The following is a 14,678-nucleotide window of genomic DNA, read 5'->3' as shown; positions in this document are numbered from 1 at the left end:
CAAAACTTCTTTTATTCGTCGTCTTTAGTTAGAATCATCATCCATTTTAGGGAAGAAATCTGCAAGGGACGACGTCGCTTCTTCAACCGGAGGAATCTCATAATGGAATTTCTCTTCCTTATGCTTTGCATCCTCTTCCTGTTTTGACGGTTTTTCCGGTTCATCCATAAGCGCGCGTATACTAAGGCTAATCCGCTTTTTCGAAGGATTTACTTCCATGATTTTTGCTGTTACTTTGTCACCGATCCGAAGCTCTTCTTCAACTTTTTCAAGTCTTCTGTTTGTTACCTGCGAAATGTGTACAAGGCCATCAATTGTCGGCTCCAAGGAAACAAATGCACCAAATGGCATAATACGGACAACCGTTCCTTCCACCGTGTCTCCTACGATATATTTTTCGGGTACAAGGTCCCACGGCTTCGGTGAAAGTTGCTTGAGGCCCAACGAAATCCGCTTCTTCTCTGGATCAACATTAAGGATTTGAACTTCAATCTCATCGCCAACCTTAAGAATATCGGAAGGATGTTTGATTTTTACCCAAGAAATATCCGTAATATGGAGCAAGCCATCCACACCGCCGATATCGACAAATGCACCGAAGTCTGTCAGGCGTTTTACTTTACCTGTTACCTTATCGCCCTTCTTAAAGGTATCATAAAGCTTTTTCTCCTGTTCTTCAGCCTGTGCCTTCAGAATATTCTTGTGGGAAAGAACAAAACGCCGCTGACGTTTATCTGCCTCAATGATATTAACCTCGAGATCCTGCCCAATAAATTCACTTAAATCTTCCACATAACGCAGGGAAAGCTGCGAAGCAGGAATGAAAGCATCATAACCGTCAAGTTTGGCAAGTACGCCGCCCTTAACCACTTTATCTACTTTTACCGTATAAACAGCGTCTTCATCAAGAGACTCAACAAGTTCTTTCCATTTCAGTTTAGATTCAATCGACTTTCTGGAAAGGACCACATTTCCTTCGCCGTCGTTTAATGTAACGACTTCTGCTTCAATTTCGTCGCCCACCTTAAACAGATCCATGGGGTTTTCGTCCCCAGCGGCGGTAAGGTTCTCTTTTTTGATGATACCGTCAGATTTATAGCCAATATTGACACATATTTCACTGTCGGAAATCTGAACAACCGTTCCGGTCACGATCTGCCCTCTCTTAATATATACAAACGATTTTTCGATTTCAGCCATGAAATCCTCGTTTGCCTGTGATTGTTCCTGTTCGGTGGATACTACTTCCTGTTCCTCCGTAGTTTCTGTTGTATCCACTACTTTTTCGACATCGCTCATAAGTGTCTTTACCTCCCTAATTAACCAATCCGGTGTCGATGCACCGGCGACAATACTTATTATAACATGATTCGTCACTTTTTCAAGTGGAAGTTGTGCGATATTGTCTATGTAATAGGTTTTTTCGCAATGACTTTTGCAGAGTTGATATAATTTTTCTGTATTGGAGGAATGTCTCCCTCCCACCACAAGGACAATATCAGAGGACCGTGCAAGTTCAACGGCCTCCTTTTGGCGCTTTTGCGTTGTATCACAAATCGAATTAAACAGGTCAAGCGTGGCAATACGGTCTTGCAGAACAAAAACGACTTCATCCCACAGTTCATGGGTAATGGTTGTCTGCGCAACAACGAGCGCATGTCCGAGATACGGCAATTTTTTGGCCTCTTCGGCACTGCCGACAACGTATACGGCATCCTGAGCCCAGCCCTTAATTCCGGCAACTTCAGGGTGGTTTTCCGTACCAATAATTACAACGGGTGTATTTCCCGCTTCAATCACGCGTTTATGAATACGTGCCACAAACGGACAGGTAAGATCAAGAACCTCGAAACCGCGCTCCTGAATTTTATCATAAACCGCTTTTGAGACACCATGCGAACGGATTACAATGACGGTGCTTTGAGCCTGCGGAACCGAATCCAGATCTTCCGTAACGCAAATGCCTTTTTTTTCAAGATCGGCGATAACATCTTTGTTGTGGATCAATTCGCCATAGGTATAGATATGGTCATACGAGCCTGCAATTTCGTTTACAGCATCCACCGCACGGGCAACCCCAAAACAAAATCCGGCATTCTTTGCTACTACTATTTTTGACATGCCTGTTCCTCTAATTCGAGCATAACCGTTTTCAAATATTCCGTTGCTTTTTCAATCGCCGCGCTGTTCGTCTTCTCCCCTACTACATCCTTGAGGCGGATTGCCGGATGTGTATACAGTTTGACTTGACGAAACGGTTTATAATTCCCACTGATATAGACCGGGACAACAGGGACATCCGCCCGCAGGGCCATAAGTGCCGCTCCTGGCTCAAACGGAAGGAGTTCTCCTGTTTCGCTGCGGTGCCCCTCTGGAAAAATACCAAGAATTTTTCCGCTTTTCAATGCGGAAAGCCCGGTTTTTACCGCCTTAAGGTCACTTTTTCCCCTCGCCACGGGAATGGCATGTAAACGCCGCAAAAACCAATTAGCCATCCTATTGCGAAACAATTCCTCTTTGGCCATATAGCAGACGGGCTGCGTTTTTACGCTGTGACCAAGCACAATAGGATCCCAATTTGAAATATGGTTGCAAATAACGACGCAACCGCCGTGGATCCGAAGATTTTCTTTGTGAACAACCTTTACAAAGAAAACAGGCATTAATATAATGTAGGCCAATATACGTGCAAAAAAATAAACCATATTCCCTATACTGCTCCCGAAATCATTCCGGAGACAAGCTCGATTACCTGCTCACGGTTAAGGTCCGTCGTATCGACAAGAACTGCATCCTCCGCTTGGCGCAAGGGAGCGAACTCGCGTGTGGAATCCGTTTTGTCACGCGCAATAATGTCTCGTTCTATTTGGTCGATATCCGCATCCGGCACGGTCTCTTTCAATTCGAGATACCGCCGCTTGGCCCGCTCACGCGGAGAGGCAGTAATAAAAAATTTAAAGTCCGCATCCGGAAGGACATATGTGCCGATATCACGCCCATCCATAACAACATCATACTCATTTGCCACTTCGCGCTGCAAATCGACCAGTTTTAGGCGCAATTCAGGAATTACAGCAATATCGCTTGCCCCTTTGGAAATTTGCGGTGTACGGATATAAGGAGTTACATCCCGGCCATCGATTAAGACCTTCTGGCTCCCGCCTTTATAGACAATTTTCATGGAAAGCCCGGGAAGGGCCGAAAGAACCTTTTCACGGTCGGAAGGCTCAATTCCCCGCTCAATCATTGCATAGGCTGCCGCACGATACATTGCGCCCGTATCGAGATAGTTAAACTTCATTTTCCTGGCAACCGCCTTTGCGACGGTGCTTTTCCCCGCACCTGCAGGGCCGTCAATGGCAATCTTCATGCTTTCCTCACTTTTCGCGTTTCAAGATGAACTGCGCAAGGTCGGTCAATTCCTGGGCACGCGGCCCAAAGATTTTCAGTGCGTTCACCGCTTCTTCTGTTTTTTCTTCCGCGATCTTCATAGATTTTTCTATACCGTAAAGCGTCGGGAACGTAAATTTTTTAGAAGTTTTATCTTTTCCCAACGTCTTCCCCATTTTTTTGGTGTCGCCCACAATATCAAGTACGTCATCTACAATCTGGAACGTGAGTCCGATGTTGTTGCCGTAAACAGTCAGCGCATCAATATATTCCTGCCGCGGATCGCATAACAATAGTCCTGAAAGCAGTGAAGATTTAATCATAGCGCCGGTCTTGTGCTCATGGACTTGCTTGAGTTCGACTTCCGTCAAGATTTGTCCTTCATTTTCAATATCGCCGCATTGTCCTGTAATCATTCCATATACGCCTGCGCCCGTAGCGACTTCAAGCATTGCTTTTATATGCGAATTCATATTGGAAGCATGCCTCAGAGCGTTCTTCATCATGACTTCATAGGAAAAATTAAGCAATGCATCCCCACATAAGATTGCGAATGCTTCCCCAAACATCACATGGCTGGTTGGCTTCCCGCGCCGCAGGTCATCATTGTCCATCGCCGGGAGATCATCATGGATCAAGGAGTAGGTATGAATCATCTCAATTGCGCACGCAATGTCAAGTGTTTCCCGCATATTCCCCGATAAAAGGGCATTCGCCATGATGTTGAGTGTGGGCCGAAGGCGCTTTCCGCCTGCCATCACACTATAATTCATGGCATCCTTGATCATGGGATTGATATTTTTCAAATCCAGCAGCTCCTGCAAGCGCTGATTTACAATTTCCGTATATTTGCTTAAAATATCAGGCATCATTTATTCCTCGCTTTCGTCGTGGATAATTTCAAGTTCCTGTTCAAATTTTTCTAGGATTTTGGAAGCTTTATCCGCGGCGGCCATTCCTTTTTTATAAAGAGAAACAGCATCCGCAAGCTTTATATCCTCGTCGGATATTTTTTCAGATATTTGTTTTAATTCGTCAAGATATGCTTCAAGATCCTTTTCAGGCATGTTTTTTACTCCCTGTGACACAGGCGTTTACTGTGCCGTCTTTTAAAATAATTTCAATTTCATCCCCGCCGGAAACTTCATCTGTGCTTCGAAGCTCTTTTCCGTTATGCATTGCGATAGAGTATCCACGTTCAAATGCACTGATGGGGCTGAGGTTTTCGATTGCCGATTTATAGCCATTATACTGCATCATACGATTTTTATAAAGATGCAACGCAGCATTTTTGATGATATCCCGATGCGAAGCGATACTCTCGTGAGCATGAGATAGGCGAAGAACCAGAACTTCCCTGCGCAACGAGCGCCTTCCCTGTTCGAAAGCGGATTTTTTTTCATAAAGTATCTGAAAAAGACGCTGGGAAATTCCCTCGCGCAAGGCTAGGATCCCAGAATAGATATCGTCGCGCGCCGGGATAGACAGCTCGGCAGCAGCCGAAGGCGTAGGCGCGCGCAAATCTGCGGCCATATCACATAAGGTGAAATCAGTCTCATGACCGACCGCACTCACGACAGGGATGCGGGAACGATATACGCTGAGCACGACCGCTTCCTCATTAAAAGCGAAAAGGTCTTCAGCGCTGCCGCCGCCGCGTCCGACGATTAATAGATCTGCATCGCTATTTTCATTCAGGTATTCAATTCCACGCGCAATTTCCGCGGGTGCCTCTGTCCCCTGCACTCTGACAGGATACAAAACGAGTTTTACCTGCGGATTCCTGCGTTGTGCAATGTTGCAGATATCCTGGATTGCAGCTCCCTGCCCGGATGTTACAATCCCCACCTTTTTAGGATAACGCGGGAGCGGCCGCTTTCTCGCCTCATCAAAAACACCAAGACGGTCAAGCTTCTCGCGGATTTGTTGAAACCGGGCATATAATTCCCCGAGGCCAACCTGCTGGACTTCTTTGACCACGATCCGGTAATTTCCATTTTTCCGGTAAAGTGAAACTTCACCACGCGCGAGAATTGTCTGGCCCTCAACAATCGCATCGGAACATTCAACTGCCTCAACGCAATTGAACAACAGGCAACCCACGGATGCCATCTCATCTTTCAGGACAAAATATAACGTATCGTGCCGCATATTTACATCCGTTACCTCACCGCGCACCCATATTTCTTCCAGAAACGGATCGCCCGAAAGCTTATCCGAAACGTAGGTATTTAATTCATGAACCGAAAGAACCAGTTCATCCATACATTTCTCCCGCATCTACTGTGTTTTCCATCAGCATTGTGATTGTCATGGGGCCGACGCCGCCTGGAACGGGTGTAATATATCCTGCGACCTCGCAGGCTTCATCGAATTTTACATCGCCCTTCAGCTTGCCATCCACACGTGATGTTCCTACGTCGATTACAACGGCTCCAGGTTTTATGAATTCTTTTGTCACAAATTCAGGGCGTCCGATTGCCGCTACCAAAATATCCGCCTGCGCGCAAATTCCAGGTAAATCTTTTGTTTTGGAATGGCAGATTGTGACGGTAGCATTTTCATTAAGCAATAGCATTGCCACCGGTTTTCCGACAATGTTGCTCCGGCCGATTACGACGGCGTTTTTTCCCGCCAAATCGATGCCGGATTTTTTGATTAGTTTAATGATCCCTTTGGGAGTGCAGGCGACAAGGCCCGGAAGCCCTGTGAAAAGGCTCCCCGCATTCTGCACATGGAAGCCATCTACATCTTTTTTAGGATTGATAGCCCTTAATATTTCCGTTTCATCAATATGGGCTGGAAGCGGAAGTTGAACAAGCAAACCATGAATTTTCGGGTTATTGTTATATTGCTCTACCATGGCGAGCAGTTCGTCCTGTGTGGTTTCCTCAGGCAGACGGTTCACCTCTGAATAAATCCCCACTTCCGCACAGGCCTTTTCCTTATTATTTACATAGATGGTAGAACCCCCGTCTTCACCGACCTGAATGACTGCAAGTCCTGGTATGATGCCCTTGTCTTTTTTCAACCCGGCCACCCGCTCTTTGAGCTGTTCCCGGATTTCTGCGGAAAGCTCTTTTCCGCTCAAAATTTGTGCGCTCATTTTGTTACCCCCTTTTGTGCTGCCAAAACGGCGAGACCCGCCGCATTGTCAGAAGAATATTCTATTTCTGCAAATCGGATTCCTTCCAATTTTGAAGACAAATAAGTTCGGATCAGGCGGTTGCACATGACACCGCCAAACATCAATATATCACGGATACCTGTATCGAGTATAGTATATTTAAGCATTTTTTCCAGGGTAAAGGCCAATGAATAAAGTGTGGAGTAGCAAATGTCTGGCGAAGTTTCCGTTGCCAATGCCCGGAACGCTTGTGCCTCGAGGCCGGAGATGTTGCATTCCCGACCTTGTACGCTTGTTTTGAATCCAAGATCTTTTCCGCCTGCAGATAGCCCCTCGACGTGCTTGCCGCCGGGAAAGGGAAGATTCAGTTTTTGGGCCAGCCGGTCGATCAGCTGACCGGCGGCGATATCTTTTGTCCCGCCAATCTTTTCAATGAAAAATTGTTCTCCCGTGTTCTGTACATGAAGAAGTTCGGTTGTGCCACCGGAAACATGCATGGCAAGAAACTCCGGCGGCATATTTTGCCCAATCATTGCTGCTGCCAAATGTCCTTCCTGATGTGTCGCATATAAAATAGGAATATCGGCCGTGCTTGCGATTGCGCCCGCAAGCATTGTTCCCACGGTAAAAACAGGCATATAAGAACCTGCCTGAGGACGTGGCTTTTCACTTACGGCAATTCCACCGAAAGGGCCGAATCGTGCAATCAGATTCTCACGAAACAGGCGATCATAATTTTTGATATGAAGAAATACAGCCTGAGACTGCTGCAAGCCTTTTTTCCCTTGCGCAACCTCAAGCGGTATTTTCAAATTACATAAAATTTGTTTCGCATCGTTTGCCACTGCAAGCGAAGTCGTATAACAACTCGTATCAATTCCCAAATATGCGGTCACTTCTTCCCTCCGTTTCGGAGATATCCCCCAAGAAGGCCGTTGACAAACTGATACGATTTTTCCGCAGAATATTTTTTTGCGAGTTCAATGGCTTCATTGATCGTCACTTTCTGCGGAATATCATCCATATAGAGAAGTTCATACAGGGCAAGCCTCAGAATTGCGAGATCCACTTTGGCTATCCGTTCCAACTTCCAGGATTTACTGTTGCTGGATATAATTCCGTCAATCTCATTGCATTTTTCAGCAAGGCCGGCAATGACTTCCTCAACATAACGCAGATTATTTTCATCAAGAGACTCTGCGCCCAAAGCATCCGGCGCATTTTCAAGGGAATCCCCGTTGAGCGTACCGGTAATGCTGTATTCATATAGAAGTTTCATTGCAGTCTCGCGTGCGCTCGTCCTGCTCATGCCAAAACAATACCTCCGTGTCGTTCATTTAACTTTTTTTCGTGAAAAGTCCTAAAAACCATTCCTTGATTACAAGGCGGATATCCGGACGCGCCCCCAGGAATGCGCCGACCCCCACACACAGCGCAATCAAAAGCGTCGCCCAGAAACCAATGGTCAGGAACAGGATCGCAACGAGAAGGCCGATTACAATCCCCCAAAATAATCCACTGTTCTCGCTGTACCATTCAAAAAATTTTTCTTTCATTCCTGCGCCTCCGATTTGTCAGGAAAGTTTTGCGGAATTTTCTTTCAGGCCCGTTACCATAATCTTTGTTTCATTTACTGTGATTCCGGTATGTTCCTGAATATATGCCGCAAGCCCGGATTGCAATTCTTTGGTCACTGCAGGAATGTCCACATCGGGAAGTACGCAAATATCGATTGCAAGATCAAGCGTATCTTCATGGGAAATGACATTCGTACGAAGCCCTTTTACGCTTTTGTTCTCATGAACATAGCGCTCGACAAGTTCTTCGATTGCCTTTACGGTAATCAGTATGCTGCCGCTTTCGAATGACGCAACTTTGGCTGTCTTAGGTGCGGGAGCCTTTCCTGCCCCAAAGAACATCAGCATGAAACTAACGATGATGACAACGACCGCAATCACTGCATACAGAATTTTAAACCAAATTGACCCATTTATGACTGTATTTGTGAAATTTGAGAGATCGCTGCCTGGAATAAGACCGCCAAGCGTCGCAAGAATAAACCCGCATAATGCAATCACTGCAATGAGGTAGATCGTCAGAACAACGCGTGTTCCTACTTTCATTTTCATATGTTTTTCCTCCAAATGATATTCGCCCGAACAAAGACTTTTACTGAATATACCCGGCCTGTAAAGACCGGGTATATAGATTTTATGCTTCAACAAGCACAGAACCTGTCCGCTGCTGCCGCGGGCTTGCATTTTATTTTACTCTGGGCGCTTTTTCCGGTTTCTCTTCCTTAGGTTCTTTTTCCTTACGCACAGTTGCGTTCTGTTCCTTGAATTTGATCCCCTGAACATTCAGGTTCACTTCCACAACCTTAAGTCCAGTCATGGTCTCAATCGCCTTCATAACCGCCATTTGGATATTCTGAGCAATTTCAGGAACAGGAGTACCGTATTCTACGACGATTGCAATATCAACCGCTACTTCTTCCGTACCAACCTCAACTTTGATTCCCTTGGAAAGATTTTTCCGTCCGAGCAGTTCTGTAAAACCATCCACGAAACCACCGCTCATACCCGCAACACCGGGAATATCGACCGCTGCGAGTCCTGCAATTGTCGCAATCACCTCATTTGCAAAAGTAATCGTACCATTGCTTTCCTTTTTGACTGCATTTGTATCCTGCGTACTCAGTTTTGTATCTGCCATAATCAAATCGCCTCCGATTCATTTTTATATAAAGCATTTATACCCCAAATATTTCATGAAAAAACATATTTGTGACAGGATGCTTTATACGCGCTCCATATACTCCCCTGTTCTGGTGTCGATACGGATTTTATCGCCTGTGTCAATGAAGAGAGGAACCATAATCTTTGCGCCTGTTTCCATAATGGCAGGCTTATTTCCGGCAGTTGCCGTATCGCCTTTAAAGCCAGGCTCGGTTTCTGTGATGGTAAGTTCAACAAAATTCGGAGGTTCAACGGAAAACGCTTCACCTTTGAAAAATTTGATCGTTACATTCATATTTTCTGTGATATAAGGAAGTGCATCTTCTACCTTATCATGATTCAAAGGAAGCTGCTCGTAAGTCTCGGTATCCATAAAGTAATAAAGTTCACCATCTGAATACAGGTATTGCATTTCTTTTCGGTCAATATGTGCCTTAGGGAACTTTTCCGTAGGATTAAACGTACGTTCCAGAACATTTCCACTCACCACATTTTTAATCTTTGTGCGCACAAATGCCGCGCCTTTCCCCGGCTTCACATGCTGGAAATCAACGATAACCCACACCTGTCCGTCTATTTCTACTGTCATGCCTTTTCTGAATTCTCCGGCTGAAACCATACAACCATACCTCCTGTTTTATAACAAAATTAATTCTTTTGAAAACGTATAAACACTGCCCAAGCCGCCAATATGCATATCTTCGATTCGTACGCCGCCTATACCGGGAACATAAATGCCCGGTTCTACCGTATAAACCATGTTCTCCCCAAGAAGCGAGGAAGCCCGCGGATTTAGGACGGGAAGCTCATGAATAAAGCGTCCTACTCCATGCCCGGTTCCATGATCATAATATTCGCCATAGCCGTTTTCTGCAATGATGTCACGCGCAACGGCATCCACCGTAAGCGTGTCAGCGCCGGGAACAGCGGCTGCAGCCGCGCTCTCCTGAGCATGCTTAACTATATCATATATTTTTTTTCGCTGCCCGTCAATATTTCCGATGCCGAAAGTACGTGTCATATCAGAACAATATCCCTGATACCGACATCCAAAATCAATCGTCAGAAGGTCGCCTTCGCATAATTTATAAGCAGATGGGGTTGCGTGGGGCAAAGCCGAATTAAGACCTGCCGCTACAATGGTTGGAAATGCCAGATCCATCCCCTGCCGCTGCATGCGGTATTCCAGCTCTGCCCGAATGTCAAGCTCGCTTACGCCAGGCTTGATGAATGGAAGAAGTTCATTTAAGGCTACTTCATTTGCCCTCGCCGCCTTTTTGATTTTAACCAGTTCTTCTTCCGTCTTCACCATACGCAGCGCCAAAAGGTCTTCTGCAACATCGATATAACTATAGTAAGGCTCGAACGTTCCCTGATAGCCTTCAAATACTTTAACAGTCACGTCGTCCTTCTCGATGCCCAAACTGTGGATGGCATTTTCCGAAAGAAAGCCGTTGATTTTGGAAAGCCTGTCGCCTCCGCCGGTCATAACCACTTCTGCATTCTGCACTTCAATACGCGCTTGTTCCACATAGCGAAAATCCGTAAAAAAGTATGCACCGTTTGCCGTAACCAGGAGCTGTGAACAGTCCCCGGAAAAATTGGTTGCGTAAGCCACATTTTGCACGGACGAAAGGAGATATGCATCCGCTTTTCCTATGTTTCTGATTGCGTTGATCACGTTTTTATTCATAACTATGCTTCCTCATACATTCGTTTCATTTCTATTGCGTCTTTTGCCTGGGTTCCGCTTGACTCGCAGATAATAACGGGTTCCATCCGGCCGTTAGCCTTCAGAAGCTTTGCCAACGGCTCAAAGAACGGCCCCCATATTTTATCCTCAAAAGTCAGATGCATTTTTTCTCCCTTATCCGTATATTGGATATGGGAGAAATGAACGTGCATTTTATTTGTTTTTTCTTCTCCAGCGCTGTTTCTGAGTTTTTTTAAAATAGCGACATAATCCTCCTGCGTTTTGATTCCGCCAAGCGTTCGCGCATTGAGGTGCCCAAAATCAATGGCCGGATAGATGCAGTCGTCCAGCTGCGCCATAATGCCGACCTCATCAAGATCGGCAATCTGGCCTAATTTACCCATTGTTTCTGCACAGTAGATAAAATTATCATACCCCTCGCTGCGGAGGATAGAAAGGATTCTTTTTAAATTTTCGCATACGTTTTCAAACGCAAGCCGGCGGTCCATCTTTGCACAAGAACCGGGATGAAATACGATTCGCCTTGCCCCCAAAAATCCCGCTGCTGCCGTTGTTTCACGGAAATAGGCAAGATTTTTTTCGAATTTTTCGGGGGCGCTGTTTGCCAGATTGATATAATAAGGTGCATGCACACTCATGGCAATCCCATATTTATCCGCCTGTTCCCTGATTTTGGATGCGGTTTCTTCTTTGAGTTTTACTCCCCTGCCAAAAGAGTATTCAAAAGCATTCAAGCCTTGTTCGTACAGCCACAGAGGCGCTTCATATGTATGCTTATGCCCTTCGTCATAAAAAGCCTGAGAGTTTCCTGCCGGACCAAATCTGATCATAGTACTTCCCTTCTTTCGTCATGCCTGCGTAACAAATCACCCGGCTGCACTGGATATGGACAGTTGATCTTCACAGGCTGTTGGGGATGGGGTGCACTTTCCTGCCGGTTTCCTTCCATATCGCAAATGCTTTCCACAACAAAAGATACATTTTCAAGATTGGGAGAGAGAACCTCAAGTGTTTCTCCAATGCAAAATTTATTGCGCTGCTCGACCTCGATGCAACCGTTCCTTGGTGCGGAAATAATCCTGCCTGTGAAAGTATATGTCCGTGGATCAAGAGTACGCGCGGTATCCTGCCCCTTTTCATGTGGATTGCCAAAGTAAAAACCTGTCGTAAAGCCGCGTGATGCCGATTTCACAAGTTCTTCTTTTAGGCTTTTATCAAAATAATAGCCCTGCGGATCGCTCTCGTATGCATCGATCGCACGCCTGTATGCATGCACGACAGAGGCAACATAGTACGCTGATTTCATGCGTCCTTCGATTTTGAAACTCGTAACTCCGGATTCTGCCAGAAGCGGAATATGCTCAATCATCATCAGATCGCGCGAATTCATGATATAGGTCCCCCGGTCATCCTCAAAAACAGGGAAATATTGGCCTTCATATCCTTTTTCGTACAGATGATATTCCCAGCGGCAGGGCTGGGCGCATGCCCCCCGGTTGCCGCTCCGTCCGGTAAGTACGGAACTTAAGAGGCAGCGGCCGGAATGGGCAATGCACATTGAACCATGGACAAACGCCTCCAATTCCAGAGTATCTGGCGTGTTTTTTCGTATTTCCGAAATTTCTGCAAGTGAAACCTCACGGGATAAAACAATACGGTCCGCACCGCACTTATGCCAAAAAGAAGCAGACAAATAATTGGTTATATTTGCCTGCGTACTCATATGCACGGAAAGCGGAATTGCAGAGCGGCTAATGATTTGTAAAACAGCTGGATCAGTTACAATCACGCCATCAACACAAATTTCACTAAGATAGCGCAGATATACTTCAAGCCCGGATAAATCATGGTTCCACAATACCGAATTTACGGTAATATATAATTTTTTACCCCGGGCATGCGTCATGCTTGCCGCTTGTGCGAGGCCGTCTTCTGTGAAATTATCCGCGAACGCGCGCAGACCATATTGTTTTCCGGCCATATAAACGGCATCCGCGCCAAAATAAAGAGCAGTTTCAAGGGTCTCTAAGTTCCCGGCGGGGGCGAGCAATTCGATCATTGTTCACCTGCCGCCTTTGCATCAGCCTTGGCCCATTCATCCTGCCATTCCAAAACGGCTGCATCGTGTTCCTCAAGGGTTTGGCTATACTTGATTTCGCCGGTTTCCGGGTCAGTCGCAACGAAATAATAGTATTCTTCGCCTTCCTGCATCATTTCTTCATCCGGATACAGCGCCGCTTTGATGGCTGCTTCCCCAGGATTGCTGATGGGGCCGGCAGGCAAACCGGGATACCCGGCATTATTCCAGAACGTATTGTATGCCGTAGGCGTATTTTTCTCTTCTCCAGTTAAATTATAGCGGTTCTTTATTCCCAGTGCATAAGCCTGCGTTGCATCGGAATCAAGATATCCGTATTCTTCGGAATTCAGCCGGTTATGGAAGACTGCCGAAACTTTAGGGAAATCTTCGACATTTGAAGCTTCCCTTTCAATGATGGAAGCCAGAGTAACCACATCGTCGATATCCATATTCAACTCCTGAGCCCGCGCCCAATACTCGTCCGTAAAAATTTTATCAAACTGCTCCAGCTGTTTTCTGATAATATCCTCTTCGCTGGCATCGGTATAGTACTGATATTTATCTGGAAACAGATATCCTTCCAGAAGATACTTTCGGCGTTGATCCGCGGGCTTTGCATCATTCTTGGCCTTAGCTTCAGCAAGGAATGTAAATTCATTCACAAAATCACCGCCGGTTGTAATCAGTTCCGTATAATGGACTGTGTTTTTCAGAATGCCGTAATTGTCAACTAACTTCTGGCCATATTCCTCTGCCGTACGTCCTTCGATAAACTGGACGTCTATTACATCGGCTGCAACATTCCCTTCCTGCAGGGTATAAATAATATCGTCAAACGACATATCCCGGGAAAGCTCATAAGTTCCCGCCTTCAATTTCGATGCCATATCCGAAAAATCTACGTAAAGTTTAAATACCTGCTTGTTACGAATCAGATTGTTTTCGTAGAGGATATCTGCAATTGTACTGAGGGAAGAACTCTTTGGGATCTTCACTTCTACTACGGCGGAATCGTTAACATCAACCGGATCGAAGTAATGCTCCTTCACATAATGAAATACGCCAAATACAAGCAAGAGCACGATGACAAGACTAATCACAAAAGTCAGCAATGGCCGCAACTTGCTCCATGTTGATTTAACAGATGGTTTTTTCTTCGGTTTTTTTCCATTTGACAAAAATTCAGGCGAATCAAGCCCGATATTTCTGTCCGCATACGGATTTTCCAGTTTCTTTGCCAAGAGCTTTACTCCTACAGATTAGTCTTCATCAAACATATTTGCTCCAACATCGCAGGCCTCGCCAATAATTTTATATACATCCGATACCAGCGTATTGAATTTATACTCTGCGGAAAAAAATTCAGTAATTTTAGGATTAAATTGAAGGACTTCTCCCATCTTTTGAATTTTTTCCAGCAGTTCAGGCGCAGGCTCCTGCCCTGTCAGATAAGCGGCCTGTGCCTCAAACTGAAGCTTTTTATAATCTTTAATCATACGTTTGTTTTGCTCGTCTTCGTAGACTTCATCCTTGATTTTGTCGTAAGCTTTATATTCGTCGCTTTGTTTGATCAATGAAGCGAGCTCGTTTGCTTTATCATATACATTCATATCCTTGATGGTTCCTCCC

At 45.5% G+C, this 14,678-nt stretch carries 18 protein-coding genes; all 18 read right to left on the bottom strand.

Annotated elements, in window-relative coordinates; genetic code table 11:
• Positions 1-24: 24 nt before the first annotated feature.
• Positions 25-2,121 carry a bifunctional 4-hydroxy-3-methylbut-2-enyl diphosphate reductase/30S ribosomal protein S1 gene (locus H8S18_RS02185; protein WP_186856667.1) on the bottom strand — a complete coding sequence of 699 codons (2,097 nt, stop codon included), beginning with the start codon at positions 2,119-2,121 and terminating at the stop codon, positions 25-27.
• The gene (locus H8S18_RS02180; RefSeq protein WP_186856666.1) at positions 2,109-2,705 is read right to left on the bottom strand and encodes a lysophospholipid acyltransferase family protein; all 597 of its coding nucleotides are present in this window, start codon (positions 2,703-2,705) and stop codon (positions 2,109-2,111) included. Before H8S18_RS02180 ends, H8S18_RS02185 begins: the two co-directional genes overlap by 13 nt.
• Positions 2,706-2,710: 5 nt before the next feature.
• A complete protein-coding gene (cmk, locus tag H8S18_RS02175; protein ID WP_186856665.1) occupies positions 2,711-3,370 on the bottom strand; it encodes a (d)CMP kinase in 660 nt (219 codons plus the stop codon).
• Positions 3,371-3,377: 7 nt separating this feature from the next.
• Positions 3,378-4,262 carry a polyprenyl synthetase family protein gene (locus H8S18_RS02170; RefSeq protein WP_186856664.1) on the bottom strand — a complete coding sequence of 295 codons (885 nt, stop codon included), beginning with the start codon at positions 4,260-4,262 and terminating at the stop codon, positions 3,378-3,380.
• Positions 4,263-4,457, bottom strand: a complete 195-nt coding sequence (xseB, locus tag H8S18_RS02165) for an exodeoxyribonuclease VII small subunit (RefSeq protein WP_186856663.1) — start codon at positions 4,455-4,457, stop codon at positions 4,263-4,265.
• Positions 4,450-5,655, bottom strand: a complete 1,206-nt coding sequence (gene xseA, locus H8S18_RS02160) for an exodeoxyribonuclease VII large subunit (protein ID WP_186856662.1) — start codon at positions 5,653-5,655, stop codon at positions 4,450-4,452. The genes xseB and xseA overlap by 8 nt, the downstream gene beginning before the upstream one ends.
• Positions 5,648-6,496 carry a bifunctional methylenetetrahydrofolate dehydrogenase/methenyltetrahydrofolate cyclohydrolase FolD gene (folD, locus tag H8S18_RS02155; RefSeq protein ID WP_186856661.1) on the bottom strand — a complete coding sequence of 283 codons (849 nt, stop codon included), beginning with the start codon at positions 6,494-6,496 and terminating at the stop codon, positions 5,648-5,650. Before folD ends, xseA begins: the two co-directional genes overlap by 8 nt.
• Positions 6,493-7,413 carry a tRNA (adenosine(37)-N6)-threonylcarbamoyltransferase complex transferase subunit TsaD gene (locus H8S18_RS02150; protein WP_186856660.1) on the bottom strand — a complete coding sequence of 307 codons (921 nt, stop codon included), beginning with the start codon at positions 7,411-7,413 and terminating at the stop codon, positions 6,493-6,495. The genes folD and H8S18_RS02150 overlap by 4 nt, the downstream gene beginning before the upstream one ends.
• Positions 7,410-7,826 carry a transcription antitermination factor NusB gene (gene nusB / locus H8S18_RS02145; protein WP_186856659.1) on the bottom strand — a complete coding sequence of 139 codons (417 nt, stop codon included), beginning with the start codon at positions 7,824-7,826 and terminating at the stop codon, positions 7,410-7,412. Before nusB ends, H8S18_RS02150 begins: the two co-directional genes overlap by 4 nt.
• A gap of 28 nt (positions 7,827-7,854) precedes the next feature.
• A complete protein-coding gene (locus tag H8S18_RS02140) occupies positions 7,855-8,073 on the bottom strand; it encodes a DUF2273 domain-containing protein (RefSeq protein ID WP_186856658.1) in 219 nt (72 codons plus the stop codon).
• Between the two features lie 18 nt (positions 8,074-8,091).
• Positions 8,092-8,646 (bottom strand): alkaline shock response membrane anchor protein AmaP, encoded by a 555-nt coding sequence (amaP, locus tag H8S18_RS02135; RefSeq protein ID WP_186856657.1) that lies wholly within the window; start codon positions 8,644-8,646, stop codon positions 8,092-8,094.
• Positions 8,647-8,779: 133 nt separating this feature from the next.
• Positions 8,780-9,232, bottom strand: coding sequence for an Asp23/Gls24 family envelope stress response protein (locus H8S18_RS02130; RefSeq protein ID WP_186856656.1), 453 nt, complete (start codon positions 9,230-9,232; stop codon positions 8,780-8,782).
• 84 nt (positions 9,233-9,316) lie between these two features.
• Positions 9,317-9,874: an elongation factor P gene (gene efp, locus H8S18_RS02125; protein ID WP_186856655.1), complete on the bottom strand. Its 558-nt coding sequence runs from the start codon at positions 9,872-9,874 to the stop codon at positions 9,317-9,319.
• An 18-nt stretch (positions 9,875-9,892) separates the two neighbouring features.
• Positions 9,893-10,948: an aminopeptidase P family protein gene (locus H8S18_RS02120; RefSeq protein WP_186856654.1), complete on the bottom strand. Its 1,056-nt coding sequence runs from the start codon at positions 10,946-10,948 to the stop codon at positions 9,893-9,895.
• A gap of 2 nt (positions 10,949-10,950) precedes the next feature.
• The gene (locus H8S18_RS02115) at positions 10,951-11,799 is read right to left on the bottom strand and encodes a TIM barrel protein (protein WP_186856653.1); all 849 of its coding nucleotides are present in this window, start codon (positions 11,797-11,799) and stop codon (positions 10,951-10,953) included.
• A complete protein-coding gene (locus H8S18_RS02110) occupies positions 11,796-13,028 on the bottom strand; it encodes a peptidase U32 family protein (protein WP_186856652.1) in 1,233 nt (410 codons plus the stop codon). Before H8S18_RS02110 ends, H8S18_RS02115 begins: the two co-directional genes overlap by 4 nt.
• A complete protein-coding gene (gene mltG / locus H8S18_RS02105; RefSeq protein ID WP_186856651.1) occupies positions 13,025-14,290 on the bottom strand; it encodes an endolytic transglycosylase MltG in 1,266 nt (421 codons plus the stop codon). Before mltG ends, H8S18_RS02110 begins: the two co-directional genes overlap by 4 nt.
• An 18-nt stretch (positions 14,291-14,308) precedes the next feature.
• Positions 14,309-14,659: a YlbF family regulator gene (locus H8S18_RS02100; protein WP_186856650.1), complete on the bottom strand. Its 351-nt coding sequence runs from the start codon at positions 14,657-14,659 to the stop codon at positions 14,309-14,311.
• Positions 14,660-14,678 lie beyond the last annotated feature (19 nt).

Source organism: Christensenella tenuis (assembly GCF_014287795.1).
GTDB classification, from domain to species: domain Bacteria; phylum Bacillota; class Clostridia; order Christensenellales; family Christensenellaceae; genus Christensenella; species Christensenella tenuis.
Note: the sequence above shows the minus strand (reverse complement) of the source record. Positions and strands in the feature narration are given on the sequence as shown.